This is a genomic window from Xanthobacter flavus (assembly GCF_017875275.1).
In the GTDB taxonomy this organism is placed as follows: Bacteria; Pseudomonadota; Alphaproteobacteria; order Rhizobiales; family Xanthobacteraceae; genus Xanthobacter; species Xanthobacter flavus_A.
The window spans coordinates 2151535-2167105 of the sequence record NZ_JAGGML010000001.1; the positions used below are offsets into that span (position 1 = coordinate 2151535).

Here is a 15571-nt window from a genome sequence, read left to right on the forward strand (position 1 = left end):
TGAAATGACGTATCCCCTGATGACGCGCCCCGCCCCGCCGCGCAAGGTGCGGCGGGCAGCGGGACGCTCAAGGACGTAGCGTCAATGGGCGGCGCGGTGGCGCGCAGTTTCCATTAATGGGCCGCGCGGTGGCGCGGCAGGGCGGTGGAGCCCCAGGCACGGATGGAGGCCCAGGTGCGCCGCTCCAGCTGGAACTGGTCCACAGGCACCGAGGCGCGCAGCGCCTTCACGCGGCACAGGCCGACGCCCGACCACTGGAAGCCGCACTTCTCCAGCACCCGGCGCGAGGCCGGATTGACCACGCGGGCGGAGCCGAGGAGGAGCGAGACATCGGTCTCGGAGAAGGCGTAGTCGATGACCGCGCGGACGGCCTCGGTGGCAATGCCCCGGCCCCAGAACTGCTCGCCGATCCAGTAGCCGATCTCGGGCGCGGGCTCGGGCGGGCGGCGGCCGTAGCTGACCATGCCGGCGAAGGCCGGATGGCCCTCGCCCTTGAGGAAGACGGCGAAGGTGGCGCCATCGGGCACGGCGGCCAGCGTCTCGACGAAGGCGTGGGCGTCGGACGGCTTGTACGGGAACGGCAGGTTCGCGGTCATCTCCGCGATCCGGCGGTTGTTGGCGAGCTCCGCGACGGCAGCAACGTCCTCGATATGCGGCGCGCGGAGCACGAGCCGCTCGGTTTCGAGGACGGGGATACAGCTCTCCGCGAGCGGCGCTCCGGACGGCGTTTCGCACAGGGTCATGGCAGGCTCCTCAAGGGCACAGACGAAGAAAAACCGGGGAGAGGGTTGTCCCGTCTTCCCGGTTCGTGTCTGAGCGTTGAGAGGCCTGCTCAGGCGCCCACCGGATCGACGAGACCGGCGGGATCCTGCATTTATCAGGTCTCGCCGTTTATTCGGCCGCCTCGGCGGCGGCAGGAACGACCGATACGTAGGTGCGGTCGTTGGCTTTGGTGCTGAAGGACACTTTGCCTTCGATGAGCGCGAAGAGGGTATGGTCCTTGCCCATGCCCACGTTCGTGCCGGGATGCCATTTGGTGCCACGCTGGCGCACGATGATGTTGCCGGCGATGACGTCCTGGCCGCCGAAGCGCTTCACGCCAAGACGGCGACCGTCGGAATCGCGACCGTTACGGGACGAGCCGCCTGCCTTTTTATGAGCCATTGTTGCTCTCCTCGTTCTCGATCAGGCGCCGACGCCGGCGGCGTCAGCCTTGACGCTCTCGCCCAGGCCGGAAATCTCGGTGATGCGCACGACGGTGAGGTCGGCGCGGAAGCCGCGCTTGCGGCGGGAATTCTGCCGGCGGCGCTTCTTGAAGGCGATCACCTTGTCGCCGCGGGTGTGCTCGACGATCTCGCCGGTCACGACCGCGCCATCCACGTGGGGCGCGCCGATGGCGACGGAAGAGCCGCCCAGCATCAGCACCGGGAAGGTGAAGATCGCGCCGACCTCGGCGTCGAGGTGGTCGATGGTGATCTTGTCGGCGGCGGCAACGCGATACTGCTTGCCGTTTGCCTTGATGACCGCGAACATTCTTGTCTCGCTTTCGTGTTCAGCCACGCCTCAGGGACGGGCTTCTTCGGTCGGTTTTTCGGGATGCAGGCCCGTTGGCCCGCGCGAAGGTGGTCCGATATACGCCACGCCCCGAAAAGTCAACGCCGCTGGCCTTTATTGAGCTGCACAACCACCACGCCGAGCGCGGGCGGCCCACGCGTTCGCAGGCTCAGACGGGAGTTGCGGCGGCCCGCTTCAGGGCATCGGCGTCCACCGGCAGCAGAACGGCCTCCGCCCGGTTCAGCACGTCGGCGAGGCGCGCGCGGGCGGCGGCGGCCAGGCCGGGGTCGTCGATCTGGGCCAGCGAACGGAGGGCGGCCACGAGCCTCAGCCCCACCTCCACCTGCCCGGCCCCATCGCGGGCGATGGGCCGGAAGGCGTCCTCCAGCATGTCGTCCATGGACAGCGCGGCGATGGTCACGTTGGCCGCGGCATTCTGGACGGGCAGGTTGCGGTCCGCACGCCAGCCCCAGAGAAGGCGGGTGAGGGTGCCGCTCACGTCGATCGCAGTGCCGGGGTCGTTGACGCCGGGCGACAGGGCCTTCGACGCGATCTCCGCCAGCACCACCATTCCGAACCGCGGGTCCTGCTCGAAGCTGCGCACGTCACCGATGGTGACCGCCTGCCGCAGGGCATCTGCCAGCGCATCGTCGGGCGGCGCATCGAAGATGGCCAGCGGACGGACCGGATCGACGAAGGCGCCCGGCCGCACGGCCAGGTGGCACCTGACGCCCTCGGGCAGAGCCGCCGAAAGCTGCCCCACATCCATGTGCTGCACGTATCCGATGGCGGAGGCAAAGACCGGATAGCCGGCCGGCGGAGGCCCATCGCGAACCGTCGCGCCAAGGCCGGGCCGGCGCGCGAAATCCTTCAGCGCCGCTGCGGTGGCCTGCTCGGTCCGGTCGATGATCTCGCCCATGCGCCCAAGGCGCGACACCCGGTCGATCCAGCGCAGGAGCGTTCCCACGACGACGGCGATGAGGACCACCGTCGCGGCGAAGAGCAGCAGCCGGCCGGCATCCGAATAGACACCGCCCACGCCGCCCACCAGCGCCACGATGGAAAACAGGAAGGCGCCCACGAAAACGCTGAGCGTGCGCTGGAGCGCCGCGTCCTCGATGAGGAGCGAGGTCGCGCGCGGCGTCGCAGCCTGCGCCGCCGCCGCGAGGACCGAGACGATGGCCGACAGGCTGAACGTGACCACCGCCAGCATGCTGGACGCCATCACGGTGAGCACGGGCGCAAGACTGTCCGAGGCGAAGGTGAGGTAATCGGGCAGGGCATAGCCCGATGGCAGGGCAGCCGCCACAAGGACCACCGCGACGGCGGCAAGGCTGTAGGCGGAGGGCCAGAACCACAACCGATGGGCAAGGCGCTTGAGCTGGAACCGCACGCGCTCGCTCAGGATCGGGGGAATCATGCTGGCTCCGGGCTGAGGGCGTCACGCGGGTCCGGCCGTGCCGACGGCACGTCGCCCCGCTCCACTCGGGACGGGAAGCTTGGCTGAAGGCGTCCGGTTGCACGCGGCCGATCACGAGGCCGTGATGGCTCCGGTCAGCTCGCCTGGCTGCGCAGCGCCATCTTTTCGCGGCGGCGCTGGACCGAGGACGGGATGTTCATGCCCTCCCGGTACTTGGCAACGGTGCGGCGGGCGATGTCGATGCCCTCGTCCTTCAGCTTCTGCACCAGCGTATCGTCGGAGAGCACGTCCTCCGGCCTTTCGGCCTCGATCAGAATCTTGATGCGGTGGCGCACCGATTCCGCCGAATGCGCCTCGCCGCCGCCCGAGGCGGAGATGGCGGAGGAAAAGAAGAACTTCATCTCCACCACGCCGCGCGGGGTCGAGATGTATTTGTTGGAGGTTACGCGCGAGACGGTGGATTCGTGCATGCCGATGGCATCCGCCACCGTGCGCAGGTTGAGCGGCCGCAGGTAGCGCACGCCGTGCAGCAGGAAGGCGTCCTGCTGGCGCACGATCTCGCTCGCCACCTTCAGGATGGTGCGGGCGCGCTGGTCCAGCGAGCGGGTCAGCCAGCTCGCGCTCTGCAGGCAGTCGGCGAGGAAGCTCTTCTCTTCCTGCGACTTGGCGTGCTTGACCACGGTGGCGTGGTAGCTCTGGTTCACCAGCACCCTAGGCAGGGTCTCGGAATTCAGTTCCACGATCCAGGTGCCGTCGGCGCCGGGGCGGACATAGACATCCGGCACCAGCGGATGGACGACGCCCGAGCCGAACGCCAGCCCCGGCTTCGGATCGAGCCGGCGGATCTCGCCGATCATGTCCGCGAGGTCCTCGTTGTCCACGCCGCAGATGCGCTTCAGCGCGTTGCGGTCGTGGCGGGCGAGGAGTTCGAGATTGGCGACCAGCGCCTGCATGGCGGGGTCGAAGCGGTCGCGGTCGCGCAGCTGGATGGCGAGGCATTCGGCGAGGTTGCGGGCGCCGACGCCGGAGGGCTCGAAGGTCTGGATGAGCTTGAGCACCGCTTCCACCTCGGCGCGCGGCACGCCGAACTGCCCGGCGAGGAGGTCGAGGTCGCCGGTGAAATATCCGGTCTCGTCGATGAGCCCGATGACGTTGATGCCGATCAGCTTGCGGGCGGGGTCGTTCACCGCGACGGAGAGCTGCGCTTCCAGATGGTCGGCCAGCGTGGTCTCGGCGGTGAGGAAGGCTTCCGGATTGTAATCGTCGCCCCGCTCGCCGCCGCCGCTCCACTCGCCCATGGAGGGGCTGGAGGCGGTGGAGCCGCCGCCGGAGACGCCACGGTCGGCGGGGGCGTCATCGGGGAAGACGTTGCCAAGGTCGGTGTCGAGGCGGGTCTCCATGGCGGCCCGGCTCTGCTCGTTTTCCTGGCCGGTCCAGTCGCTGGCCGGGGGCGGCTCGCCGTCGAGGCCGCCGCGGGCCATCTCCTCACCTCGCGTCTCGCGCACCTCCGGCTGCGGATCGGACCCGCTCGTTTCGCCCTCGGTGATGCGCTCCAGCAGCGGATTGCGCTCCAGCTCGGCCTCCACATAGGCCACCAGCTCCATGTTGGAGAGCTGCAGCAGCTTAATGGCCTGCATCAGCTGCGGCGTCATCACCAGAGACTGGCTCTGCCGGAACTCCAGCTTGGGGCTCATCGCCATGAGGCGGCCCCCGCGATCTCGATGGCGGGCGCGGTGCTCACAGGCGGAACTCCTCGCCCAGATAGAGCCGCCGCACGTCGGGGCTGGAGACGATGGCTTCCGGATCGCCCTCCATCAGCACCGCGCCGGAATGGATGATGTAGGCGCGGTCGATGAGGCCGAGCGTCTCGCGCACATTGTGGTCGGTGATGAGCACGCCGATGCCGCGCGAGGTGAGGTGGCGCACCAGCGCCTGGATGTCGCCCACCGCGATGGGGTCGATGCCGGCGAAGGGCTCGTCCAGCAGCATGAAGGCCGGCTTGGTGGCGAGGGCGCGGGCGATCTCGAGGCGCCGCCGCTCGCCGCCCGACAAGGCGATGGAGGGCGACTTGCGCACGTGGGTGATCTTGAACTCTTCGAGCAGCGCCTCGGTCTCCTCGCGGCGGCGCGCCCGGCTGGGCTCGGTCACCTGGAGGACGCCCATGATGTTGTCCTCCACCGACAGGCCCCGGAAAATAGAGGCTTCCTGCGGGAGGTAGCCGACGCCGAGGCGGGCGCGGCGGTACATGGGCAAAGGCGTGATGTCGTGGCCGTCCAGCTCGATGCGGCCGGCGTCGGCCTTCACGAGGCCCGTCACCATGTAGAAGCAGGTGGTCTTGCCGGCGCCGTTGGGGCCGAGCAGGCCCACGGCCTCGCCCCGGCGGACGTTCATGCTCACGTCCTTCACCACCTTGCGCCCGCCATAGGACTTGGCGAGGCCGAAGGCGGCCAGCGCCCCGGTGGAATTGAAGGGCAGCGCGTCCCCCCCGTCGCCGGGATAGGATGCGGGATAATCCTCGTCCCCGTCGCCATAGGCGCCATAGGCGGGGTCCGGCGGCATGTAGGCCCGGTGGCGGTCGTCGTCCGGCGCGGCGCGATCGTCATGGCCGGCGCCGGCGCGCGGATCATCTTCCCAGGCGTGGGCATTTCCGGCGTGGGCATTCCGGGCGCGAGAGCCCCGGGTGTCGGCCTCGAAAGCGGCATCGTCCAGATCGCGCGGCTCAAATCCGCGCGCGTCCCGATCGTCGCGGGCGCGACCGGAGCCGGACTTTCCGCCCGGCTTCGCATCCCCCGATTTCGACTTGCCGAACATGGACAGGACGTTCAACGCGACCTCCGGAAACCCGGCCCCCAGAATGGAAGGTTTAGAACGTCCCAGCCGGGGATGCAACGCCTCCATGCAAGAGGCGGGCCGCATTCAAGGGCAAGAGTCGGGGAGACTCGCGGAAATGCGATTAGTCAATTGAAACTAAAGAGAAATGATTTTACTTGACACGCACGTGACAGATGGCGGGGGGCGGCCCAAGGGTGCCCGCCCCGCACGCTCAGCGCTTGGGCGGCTGTTGCCCACCCTGCGGGGCGTTGGGTTTCTCCGCGTCCTTCAGGCTGCCGGGGACGATGAGGCTCTCCACCCGGCCACCCTCGAACTTGGACACACCGCTCACCAGGTCCACCACCAGCCTCTGGCCACGGATGACGTTCGGACCCTGGGTCAGCACCACGGGCTTGCCCACCATGGTGACGGTGTTGGTCTTCATGTCGAAGACGCCGCTGTCGCCGGTGGCCGTCTGCTCCTTGGTCTTCACCACCACGCCGCCGGTGGCCTCCAGCTTCTTGATCTGGCCCTTCTGGGCCGGATCGGTGCCGGCCTGCGGGGTGCCGCCAGCCTGTCCGTCCACCGAGCCCTCGTAATAGACGAGCAGGTCCTTGGAGCGCAGCGTGGTGTCGCCCTGGGTCACCAGCACGTTGCCGGAGAAGACCGCCACCTTGTCCTTGTCCCGCACCTCCAGCCCGTCGGCGTTGATGCGGACCGGCTGGTCGCGGTTGCGGGCGAACCCCTGCAGCGCGTTGGGAACATTGGAGCTGGGCGCCTGCGCCAACGCCGGGCCGGTGACGAGAACGGCCGCCAGCCCCAGAACGAGTATTGAAACCGGAAGGCGGCCGGAAACGGCCGTCGCAAGACGCATCATGGAGCAGGAACCGGACGTCGCGGAGGAAGGGGAGCCGGCGCCAGCGCCGGCGCGGCGGACGGCGCGGAAGGCGCGTCGGCGTGGGGTACGGAGAAAGCGCCACCGGCGGCCGGGGCGACGGGCGTCGCTTCGGCGGCGCGGGCCGGGGAGCCAGCCGAATGCGCCGTGGCGCCAGCAGGGGGAGAGGCGGCGCCGGGCGTGGCCGCCGCTCCGTCCGGCTTCTGGCCGGGCAGGTTGTTCAGGCGGAAGTCGAGCTGCACATGGCCCTGGAACAGGGCCCGCGCGCCGCGATCGGTCACGTCCAGCCGGTCGGCCACCAGCTTGCCGTCGAGATAGGTGAAGACCACCGGCTTGGCGGTGGCGATGGTGCCGGCCTTGATGTCCACCTGGGCGTCTTCCAGCTTGCCGCCGTAGCCGCCGTTCATGGCGAGGTCCACGCCATCGCCCAGCGTGATGAACTGCTTCTTGGTGTCGAAGCTGCCGGTCCTGGCGTTGACGCTGGCCCAGCCCTTGTCGGCCAGTTCCAGCCGCGCCTCGATGTCGGCAAGCTCGATCACGTCCGGACGGGTCAGGTCCTGAACCGCCGTGCGGGCGGTGATGCGGTAGCCGCGATTGTCGTCGGTGAAGCCGGAGAGCTTGGGCAGCTCCATGGTCAGGCGCGAGCCCGACAAGGTGAGGTGGCCGATATCGAACGGCAGGTCGATGGAGAGCTTCAGTCGCGAGAGGATGGACACCGCGCCGATGCCGATGACCGCCACGATGATGGTGAGCGGCACCAGCCGCTTGATCCAGCGCACGCGCGTGCTGTGCCGCCGCGCCTTCCTGAAGTCGGGCGGGGGTGGCGGGGCGAAGGCTTCGGCCTCCCGCGCATCGAAATCGTGTGGCGGCACGTGTCGGTTCATGGCCCTGTTCCGGCGGCGGGCCTGCCCCGCTGGCGCCTGTTCGCGGCTGCACACCCACACAAGCGGGCGTCCGGCGCGTCGCCCCACGCGCGGGGTCCAAGGTGTCCGAAATGGCGCCCAGAGGCAAGGGCCGCGCCCAAGCCTCTGGGATACAATGCTTTTATGCGCGCGGCCCGGTCACGAATGGGCGAAGATGTCCTCTTCCGCCCAGCCGGACAGGTCGAGGGCGGCGCGGGCGGGCAGGAAGGCGAAGCAGGCGGCGGCGAGGCCGGTGCGCCCCTCGCGCGCCAGCATGTCCTCCAGCTTGGCCTTCACCGCGTGCAGGTGGAGCACGTCGGAGGCGGCATAGGAGAGCTGGGCGTCGGACAAGTCGGCGGCGCCCCAGTCCGAGCTCTGCTGCTGCTTGGAGATGTCCACGTTGAGGAGTTCCCGCAGCAGGTCCTTCAGGCCGTGGCGGTCGGTGTAGGTGCGCACCAGCCGCGAGGCGATCTTGGTGCACCACACCGGCTGGGGCATCACCTTGAAGGTGTGCTGGAGCACGGCGATGTCGAAGCGGCCGAAGTGGAACAGCTTGGTGACGTTGGGATCGGTCAGGAGCCGCACCAGATTGGGCGCGCTGCCGGGGCCGGCGCCCTGCGGGATCTGCACCAGATCGGCGCTGCCGTCGCCGTTGGAGAGCTGGACGAGGCACAGCCGGTCACGGAACGGGTCGAGGCCCATGGTCTCGGTGTCGATGGCCACGACGGAGGAGGCCACGAAGTCCGCGGGCAGGTCGCCGCGGTGGAGGCGGATGGTCATCTGTATCTTTTGCCTTGTTCGAGCACGGCTTTTAACGAACGCCCGCCCCCCTGTCGATGCCGCAGCGCGGCACGGACGCCCCGGTGCGTCGCGCTTCGGGCCGTGCTAGAAGCGGCGCCGTTAAAAATCGGGAGAGCTTGGGGGGATCTTGATGCGTTCGTTCTTTGTCGCGGGCCTTGCCGGCCTGCTGGTCGCGCTCGGTCTTGCGGCCGCCGCCACCGTTGCCACCACCTCCGTCGCAGAAGCCCAGCCGCTGCCGCCCGGGAGCTACCTGCGCAGCTGTCGCGACGTGCAGACCCGCGGCCCCAACCTTGTCGCCTTCTGCGCCACCCGCAACGGCCAGTGGGTGCCGGCGCGGCTGAACGACTTCCCCACCTGCCGGGGCGACATCTCCAACCAGAACGGCCAGCTGTGGTGCGAGCGGCGTCCCGGGCCTCCGCCCATGCCGAACCCCGGCTTCGGTCCGCCCGGCTCCTATCGCCAGACCTGCAACCGGGTGGAATTCCGCAACGGCGTGCTGAGCGCCTTCTGCCGCACCCGCGCCGGCAATTTCCAGCCCTCCGTGCTGAACACCCTGACCTGCCAGCCGGGGACCGACATCTCCAACCAGGACGGCACCCTGTGGTGCCAGCGCCGGCAGTCCCTGCAGCCGCCTCCGGGCAGCTACATGCGCACCTGCCGCAACATCTCGGTGGGCGGCGCGGGCATGCTGCGCGCGCAGTGCCAGCGGGTGAACGGCTCCTGGAATCCGACGGCGCTGAACCTCAACGCCTGCGGCCGCTCCCGCGACATCTCCAACCAGAACGGCAACCTCGCCTGCTTCTGAGTGGGATCTGACACGAGGACGAAGGGGCGCTCCGGCGCCCCTTTTTCTTTGTGCCGCTGCGGCAAGGCGGGACGATTTCTGTTATGCCTCGCGCGGTATTTCGATGCCGATTCGGGGAGGCTCCGGCATGTTCTTCCGTGCAGCTCTGAAGCGTCTTGCCGGCGGGATCATCCTCGCATCCGCGCTCACCGCCGCCCCGGCCATGGCCCAGCAAGGCGTGCCGCAGGGTAGCTATCTGGAGAGCTGCCGGCAGGTGCAGGTGCGCTGGGGGAAGGATCTTGCCGCCTTCTGCGCCACCCGCGCCGGGGAATGGGTGGTCTCGCGCCTCGACGACTTCCCCTCCTGCGGCGGCGACATCGCCAATCGCAACGGCCAGCTCGTGTGCCGCGACATGCCGGCGCCGGGATCGCTCTACGGCACCCTCGCCCCGTCACCACCCCCGCGCCCCCAGCCACCGGCCCCGCCGCCTGTTGTCCAGCGCCCGCCGGCCGGCACCTATACGTCCTCCTGCCGCGACCTGAAGCTGGAAGGCAGCTGGCTCTCGGCCACCTGCCGCGACGGCTGGGGCAACTGGCGCGAGGCTGGGCTCTCCCTCACAGGCTGCCCGCTCGGCGCGGACATCGCCAATGTGGAAGGCCGGCTCGCCTGCCGCTCCTTCACCTCCCAGCACGCGGGCGACTATCCCCCGCCCGGCTCCTATCAGGAGACCTGCCGGGACGTGTCGCTGGACTCCGGCACCCTGCGCGGCACCTGCCTCAGCCGCCGTGGCGCCTGGCTCTCCTCCTCGCTCTATCTCTCCTGGTGCAGCAACCGCGAGGTGGTGAACGACGACGGCATCCTGCGCTGCGCGTCCGCCGTGCCGTCCTCCGCATCGGGCTGGAACACCACGCCCGCGCCCTACGGTTCCTACCGCTCCACCTGCCGGGACGTGACGGTCAGCGGCGGCTTCCTGCGGGCCATGTGCCAGGATCGCGGCGGCACTTGGCGCACGTCGATACCGCTCCAGCTGTCCCAGTGCCTCCAGGGCGCCGACATCTACAACGACAACAGCGACCTGCGCTGCTCCCGTGCCGGCTCCTCCGGCTTCAGCGACCGCCCGCCGCCCGGCTCCTACATGGCGAGCTGCCGCGACATCCGCGTGGTGGCCGGCTGGCTGAAGGCCTCCTGCCAGGACCGCAACGGCCGCTGGTCGGAGGCCACCACCGCCGTATCCTGGTGCAGCCCGGGCCGCGACATCGCCAACGACAACGGGCGGCTGACCTGTCGCTAGCAGTCCGCGCGTCGTCAGCCGCGCGGGTCTTTCCCCAGCCCCAACGTGACAGCGCCCCATTGCTCGGCTATGGGCGTGCCCCCGTCACCGCAGGAGAGGATGAGACCCCATGGCCGCCGCACCGCAGGGCAACGCAGACGCCATCGCCCGCCTCATCGCCACCGAGATCAATGCCCGCCCGGCGCAGGTCACGGCCGCGGTCTCCCTCATCGACGAAGGCGCCACCGTTCCCTTCATCGCCCGCTACCGCAAGGAGGTGACGGGCGGCCTCGACGACACCCAGCTGCGCACGCTGGAAGAGCGCCTCTCCTATCTGCGCGAGCTGGAAAGCCGCCGCGCCGCCGTGCTCTCCTCCATCGACGGGCAGGGCAAGCTCTCCGACGAGCTGCGCGGCAAGATCGAGGCGGCCACCACCAAGGCGGAGCTGGAAGACCTTTATCTCCCCTACAAGCCCAAGCGCCGCACCAAGGCGGAGATCGCCCGCGAGAAGGGCCTCGGGCCGCTGGCCGAGGCGATCCTGGCGGATCGCTCCATCGCCCCGGCCGACCGCGCGGCGGCGTTCCTCACCGAGCAGGTGGCGGGCATCAAGGCGGCGCTGGATGGCGCGCGCGACATTCTGGTGGAAACCTTCGCCGAGAATGCCGAGCTGGTGGGCCGCCTGCGCGGGCACCTGAAAGCCAATGCCGTGCTCAAGGCCAAGGTGGCCGAGGGCAAGGAGGAGGCGGGCGCCAAGTTCCGCGACTATTTCGACCATTCGGAGAAGTGGGCCACCGCCCCGAGCCACCGCGTGCTCGCCATGCTGCGCGGGCGCAACGAGGAGATGCTGACCCTCGATTTGGTGGTGGACGAGGATGCCACCACCCCGGTGAAGCCGGCCGAGCGCATCGTCGCCGAGACCTACGACATCCCCCTCGCCAACGGCGCGCCGGCCGATTCCTTCCTGCTGGATGTGGCGCGCTGGGCGTGGCGGGTGAAGCTCTCCCTTCACCTCACGGTGGAGCTGATGGGCGAGATGCGCGAGCGGGCGGAGGAGGAGGCCATCCGCGTCTTCGCCCGCAACCTCAAGGACCTGCTGCTGGCCGCCCCCGCCGGCTCGCGCGCCACCATGGGGCTCGACCCCGGCATCCGCACCGGCGTGAAGGTGGCGGTGGTGGACGGCACCGGCAAGCTGATTGCCACGTCGACCGTCTATCCCTTCCAGCCGCGCAACGACGTGCAGGGCGCCATGGCGGAGCTGGCGCATCTCATCCGCCGCCACAATGTGGAGCTGATCGCCATCGGCAACGGCACCGCCAGCCGCGAGACCGACAAGCTCGCCGCCGACACGATCGCCGCGCTGCCGCCGGATGCGGCCGGCAGGAAGCCCATCAAGGTGGTGGTGAGCGAGGCCGGCGCCTCGGTCTATTCCGCCTCCGCCACCGCCGCCGCCGAGATGCCGGACATCGACGTCTCCATCCGCGGCGCCGTCTCCATCGCCCGCCGCCTGCAGGACCCGCTGGCGGAGCTGGTGAAGATCGAGCCCAAGGCCATCGGCGTCGGCCAATACCAGCACGACGTGGATCAGGCCCGCCTCGCGAAAGCCCTCGATGCGGTGGTGGAGGACGCGGTGAACGCCGTGGGCGTGGACCTCAACACCGCCTCCGCCTCCCTGCTCGCCCGCGTGTCGGGCCTCGGCGCCTCGCTGGCGGAGGCGATCGTGGCGCATCGCAATTCGGTGGGCGCGTTCAAGACCCGCAAGGAATTGCTCAAGGTCGCCCGCCTCGGCCCGCGCACCTTCGAGCTGGCCGCCGGCTTCCTGCGCATCCCGGACGGCGCCGAGCCGCTGGATGCGTCCGCCGTGCATCCCGAAGCCTATGAGGTGGCGAAGAAGATCGTCGCCGCCTGCGGGCGCGACGTGCGCCAGATCATGGGCGACACGGCGGCACTGAAGGCTCTGGACCCGCGCGCCTTCGTGGACGAGCGCTTCGGCCTGCCCACCGTGCGGGACATCCTCACCGAGCTGGAAAAGCCCGGCCGCGACCCCCGCCCGGCGTTCAAGACCGCCACCTTCGCCGAGGGCGTCCACGAGATGAGCGACCTCAAGCCCGGCATGGTTCTGGAAGGCACGGTGACAAACGTCGCCGCGTTCGGCGCCTTCGTGGACATCGGCGTCCACCAGGACGGGCTGGTCCACGTCTCGGCGCTGGCCGACCGCTTCGTGAAGGACCCGCACGAGGTGGTGAAGGCGGGCGACGTGGTGAAGGTGCGCGTGGTGGAGGTGGACGTGAAGCGCAAGCGCATCGCCCTCTCCATGCGCAAGGACGACGCCGGCGCCTCCCGCCCTGCCGCTGGGCGGCCGGAGCAGCCGCGCCAAGAGGGGCGCGGCAACGACTTCCGGGGCAACGACGCCCGACGCCCGCAGCAGGGCAAGCCGGCGGACAAGGGGGGCGACAGGGGCGGCAATGGTGCTTTCGGCGCGGCGCTGGCCGAGGCCATGCGGCGCAAGGGCCAGTAGGCGCCAACGAAAACGGCCGGGCGTCAGGCCCGGCCGCGTTCATTCAAGCGCCAAGGACGCCTCAGCGCCGCGCGGTCACCCGCGCGAGCTTCGGCACGAGGCGGGTCAGGCGGGCGCGGCGGCCGGACGGCGGGCCGTCCTCGTCGTCCATCAGCATCACGGCGAAGCCCATCTGCACGCTGCCGAAGGTGATGCCCAGCGCCACCGTGAGCACACCGAGGGCCAGCAGCCCATCCGGCGAATGCGCGAACAGGCTTGCGAGGTGCGCCACGTCGAAGGCGACGAGCAGCGCCACGAATACGGCAGCGACGCCGATCCCGATGGCGGCGTGACGAAGCAGGAAGCGGACCAGGAACGGCATGGCGGTATCCTCGGTGCGGGGCCGGGCGCTCTCGCAATCGTCGGCACCAGCTTTACGTTGGTATGCTTGGCGCCGATCACTGCGCCGATCGCCATCAGCCGCAGACCCTATGAAAGCGTCTCACGCCGCTTCCGGTGCGACAAGCTCTGACCCGTCGTCACAAGGTCGCAGATGCCGCCAGAACGTTTTGTCTCTGGACAAAGCGCCATTCCCTCCCATGTGAGACACAGGCATCGCTACCGACCCCAGGGACGCTCAGGCCGGCGCTTCCGGCGCCGCGCGATCAGGGAGACAGGGACATGACGAAGCCCGACAGGATGAACCGCCTCGTGGTGGTGTGCGACGGCGCCAAGGCCGTCCTTCTCGCCGATTCCGGCATCGCCCCGCAGCCTCGCCTGTCGGTGCTGGAGAGCTTCAGCGAGCCCCATCCCAGCACCGCCGCCCTCGGCACCGACCGGCCCGGCCGGGTGCATGAATCCGCCACCGTCGCCCGCAGCGCCGTGGAGACCACGGACTTTCACGCCCAGGCGGAAGCCGCCTTCATCGCCCGCGTCGCGGCACGCCTCGATGCGCTGGTGGCGGCCGGCGAGGCGCCGGCGCGCATCCTCCTCGTCGCCCCGCCCAAGGCGCTGGGCGTGCTGCGCGATGCGCTCTCCGCCCGGGTGAAGCCTTTGGTCGCGGGCGAGATCGCCAAGGATCTGGTGAAGCTGCCGGTGGACGAGATCGCCAACCACATCGCCACCTGAGCACCTCCGGCCGGGGCGCGAAACGATCCACCGGCGTGTGGCGTTCGGATAAGGTGGAGTCGCCGACCGGCCGGCGGCGGAGAGGTATTGCCCATGTCCATGTCCCCCACCCGCTCGCTCTCGCCCTGCGCCGTGTCCCGGCTGCGCCTGCTCGGCTGCGTCGTGCTGATGCTGGCGGTGGGCGCGGTCGGCGGGGCGGTGACCTCGCCGGCCATTCCCGCCTGGTACGAAGGTCTGGTGAAGCCGGGCTGGACACCACCCAACGCCGCCTTCCCCATCGTGTGGACGCTGCTCTATCTGATGATGGCGGTGAGCCTCTGGCGGCTGTGGGACAAGGTGCCCCCCTCCACCGCCCGCAGCGTGGCGATCGGCCTTTTTCTCGCGCAGCTGGCGCTGAACTTCCTCTGGTCGCCAGTGTTCTTCGGCCTGCAGGCGATCCACGCCGGCCTCGTCATCATCATCGGGCTCGTGGTGCTTCTGGCGCTCACGATACGCGCGACCTTTCCATTGGACCGGATCGCCGGCTGGCTGCTGGTGCCCTATCTCCTCTGGGTGTGCTACGCCTCCACGCTGAATGCCGGCATCGCCGTTCTCAACTGAGCGCCGGGAGGATCCCACGATGGTGCATTGGTCCGTCTATCTGTTCATCCCGCTGGCGCTGATGCTGGTGGCGGGTGTGCTCTTCCTCGGCCTGTTCAACTTCGCCTCGGGCGGCTCGCCCCAGCGCTCACAGAAGCTGATGCAGATGCGCGTGCTGTTCCAGTTCCTCGCCATCATCATCGTCATGGTCACCATCTTCGCCATGGGACGCTGAACGAGGCCGCTGACGATCATGGTGAAGCTGAACAAGATCTACACCCGCACCGGCGACGACGGCACCACCGGCCTCGGCACCGGCAAGCGGGTCGCCAAATACGATCTGCGCGTCGAGGCCTATGGCGCGGTGGACGAGACCAATGCCACCCTCGGCATCGCCCGCCTCCATTTGTCCGGCGAGCCCCTGCTCGATTGCATGCTGGTGCGCATCCAGAACGATCTGTTCGACCTCGGCGCCGACCTGTGCGTGCCGCCCGCCGCCAACGAGGAGCCGGGCGCGAGCCTGCGCATCGTGCCGGCGCAGGTGACGCGGCTGGAGGACGACATCGACACCCTCAACGCCGAGCTGTCCCCCCTCACCTCCTTCGTGCTGCCGGCCGGCACCGCCGCGTCCGCTCATCTGCACCTCGCCCGTACCGTGTGCCGGAGGGCCGAGCGCATCATGGTCGCATTGTCGCACCAGGGCGAAGGCACTGTGGGGGAAGGATCGGTGGGCGCCCCGGCGCTGCATTACGTGAACCGGCTCTCCGACCTCCTGTTCGTCGCCGCCCGCTACGCCAATGCGCGCGGCGCGGCGGACGTGCTGTGGGTGCCCGGCAAAAGCCGGAGCTGAGGCCGCCGGCTCCGTTGCCGTGGCCCGTCGCCCTGCTCTAAGCTTGCCGCAACGGGACAGGACGGCCGCAGGCGGCGGACGGG

At 69.5% G+C, this 15571-nt stretch carries 17 protein-coding genes; 7 read left to right on the forward strand and 10 right to left on the reverse strand.

The genetic code is table 11. The annotated features are described in order from the left end of the window. Positions 1-113: 113 nt before the first annotated feature. From J2126_RS10370 to J2126_RS10410, 9 genes are all read right to left on the reverse strand, one after another. Positions 114-743, reverse strand: coding sequence for a GNAT family N-acetyltransferase (locus J2126_RS10370; RefSeq protein ID WP_209486485.1), 630 nt, complete (start codon positions 741-743; stop codon positions 114-116). A 148-nt stretch (positions 744-891) separates the two neighbouring features. Next, a complete protein-coding gene (gene rpmA, locus J2126_RS10375) occupies positions 892-1164 on the reverse strand; it encodes a 50S ribosomal protein L27 (RefSeq protein WP_168457227.1) in 273 nt (90 codons plus the stop codon). Positions 1165-1185: 21 nt separating this feature from the next. Continuing rightward, positions 1186-1533 carry a 50S ribosomal protein L21 gene (gene rplU / locus J2126_RS10380; RefSeq protein WP_209486487.1) on the reverse strand — a complete coding sequence of 116 codons (348 nt, stop codon included), beginning with the start codon at positions 1531-1533 and terminating at the stop codon, positions 1186-1188. A gap of 190 nt (positions 1534-1723) precedes the next feature. Further along, positions 1724-2974 carry a DUF2254 domain-containing protein gene (locus J2126_RS10385; RefSeq protein WP_209486489.1) on the reverse strand — a complete coding sequence of 417 codons (1251 nt, stop codon included), beginning with the start codon at positions 2972-2974 and terminating at the stop codon, positions 1724-1726. A gap of 134 nt (positions 2975-3108) precedes the next feature. Then, positions 3109-4674: an RNA polymerase factor sigma-54 gene (gene rpoN / locus J2126_RS10390; protein ID WP_209486491.1), complete on the reverse strand. Its 1566-nt coding sequence runs from the start codon at positions 4672-4674 to the stop codon at positions 3109-3111. A gap of 37 nt (positions 4675-4711) precedes the next feature. Then, entirely contained in the window at positions 4712-5800 is a 1089-nt protein-coding gene (lptB, locus tag J2126_RS10395) for an LPS export ABC transporter ATP-binding protein (RefSeq protein WP_245327265.1), read from the reverse strand. Between the two features lie 217 nt (positions 5801-6017). Next, a complete protein-coding gene (locus J2126_RS10400) occupies positions 6018-6662 on the reverse strand; it encodes an LptA/OstA family protein (RefSeq protein ID WP_245327266.1) in 645 nt (214 codons plus the stop codon). Continuing rightward, entirely contained in the window at positions 6659-7564 is a 906-nt protein-coding gene (locus J2126_RS10405; RefSeq protein ID WP_209486493.1) for a hypothetical protein, read from the reverse strand. The genes J2126_RS10400 and J2126_RS10405 overlap by 4 nt, the downstream gene beginning before the upstream one ends. A gap of 177 nt (positions 7565-7741) precedes the next feature. Then, positions 7742-8362, reverse strand: coding sequence for a ribonuclease D (locus J2126_RS10410; protein WP_209486495.1), 621 nt, complete (start codon positions 8360-8362; stop codon positions 7742-7744). 151 nt (positions 8363-8513) lie between these two features. Between J2126_RS10410 and J2126_RS10415 the strand changes: the two genes are divergently transcribed. The 3 genes from J2126_RS10415 to J2126_RS10425 all read left to right on the forward strand — a co-directional run bounded on the left by J2126_RS10415 (position 8514) and on the right by J2126_RS10425 (position 12952). Beyond that, the gene (locus J2126_RS10415; protein ID WP_209486497.1) at positions 8514-9188 is read left to right on the forward strand and encodes a CVNH domain-containing protein; all 675 of its coding nucleotides are present in this window, start codon (positions 8514-8516) and stop codon (positions 9186-9188) included. 127 nt (positions 9189-9315) lie between these two features. Further along, positions 9316-10458 (forward strand): CVNH domain-containing protein, encoded by a 1143-nt coding sequence (locus J2126_RS10420; protein ID WP_209486499.1) that lies wholly within the window; start codon positions 9316-9318, stop codon positions 10456-10458. Positions 10459-10567: 109 nt separating this feature from the next. Beyond that, positions 10568-12952 (forward strand): Tex family protein, encoded by a 2385-nt coding sequence (locus tag J2126_RS10425; protein ID WP_209486501.1) that lies wholly within the window; start codon positions 10568-10570, stop codon positions 12950-12952. A 61-nt stretch (positions 12953-13013) separates the two neighbouring features. Here the strand turns inward: J2126_RS10425 and J2126_RS10430 are convergent, their stop codons facing one another. After that, entirely contained in the window at positions 13014-13313 is a 300-nt protein-coding gene (locus J2126_RS10430; RefSeq protein ID WP_209486503.1) for a hypothetical protein, read from the reverse strand. A 299-nt stretch (positions 13314-13612) separates the two neighbouring features. Here J2126_RS10430 and J2126_RS10435 point away from each other — a divergent pair, with 299 nt between their 5' ends. From J2126_RS10435 to J2126_RS10450, 4 genes are all read left to right on the forward strand, one after another. Further along, positions 13613-14059: a host attachment protein gene (locus J2126_RS10435; protein ID WP_209486506.1), complete on the forward strand. Its 447-nt coding sequence runs from the start codon at positions 13613-13615 to the stop codon at positions 14057-14059. Positions 14060-14158: 99 nt separating this feature from the next. Next, positions 14159-14659 carry a TspO/MBR family protein gene (locus J2126_RS10440; RefSeq protein WP_394030267.1) on the forward strand — a complete coding sequence of 167 codons (501 nt, stop codon included), beginning with the start codon at positions 14159-14161 and terminating at the stop codon, positions 14657-14659. 19 nt (positions 14660-14678) lie between these two features. Further along, on the forward strand, positions 14679-14873 hold the full coding sequence (locus J2126_RS10445; RefSeq protein WP_209486510.1) for a twin transmembrane helix small protein: 195 nt from the start codon (positions 14679-14681) through the stop codon (positions 14871-14873). A gap of 18 nt (positions 14874-14891) precedes the next feature. After that, on the forward strand, positions 14892-15488 hold the full coding sequence (locus tag J2126_RS10450) for a cob(I)yrinic acid a,c-diamide adenosyltransferase (protein WP_209486512.1): 597 nt from the start codon (positions 14892-14894) through the stop codon (positions 15486-15488). Positions 15489-15571 lie beyond the last annotated feature (83 nt).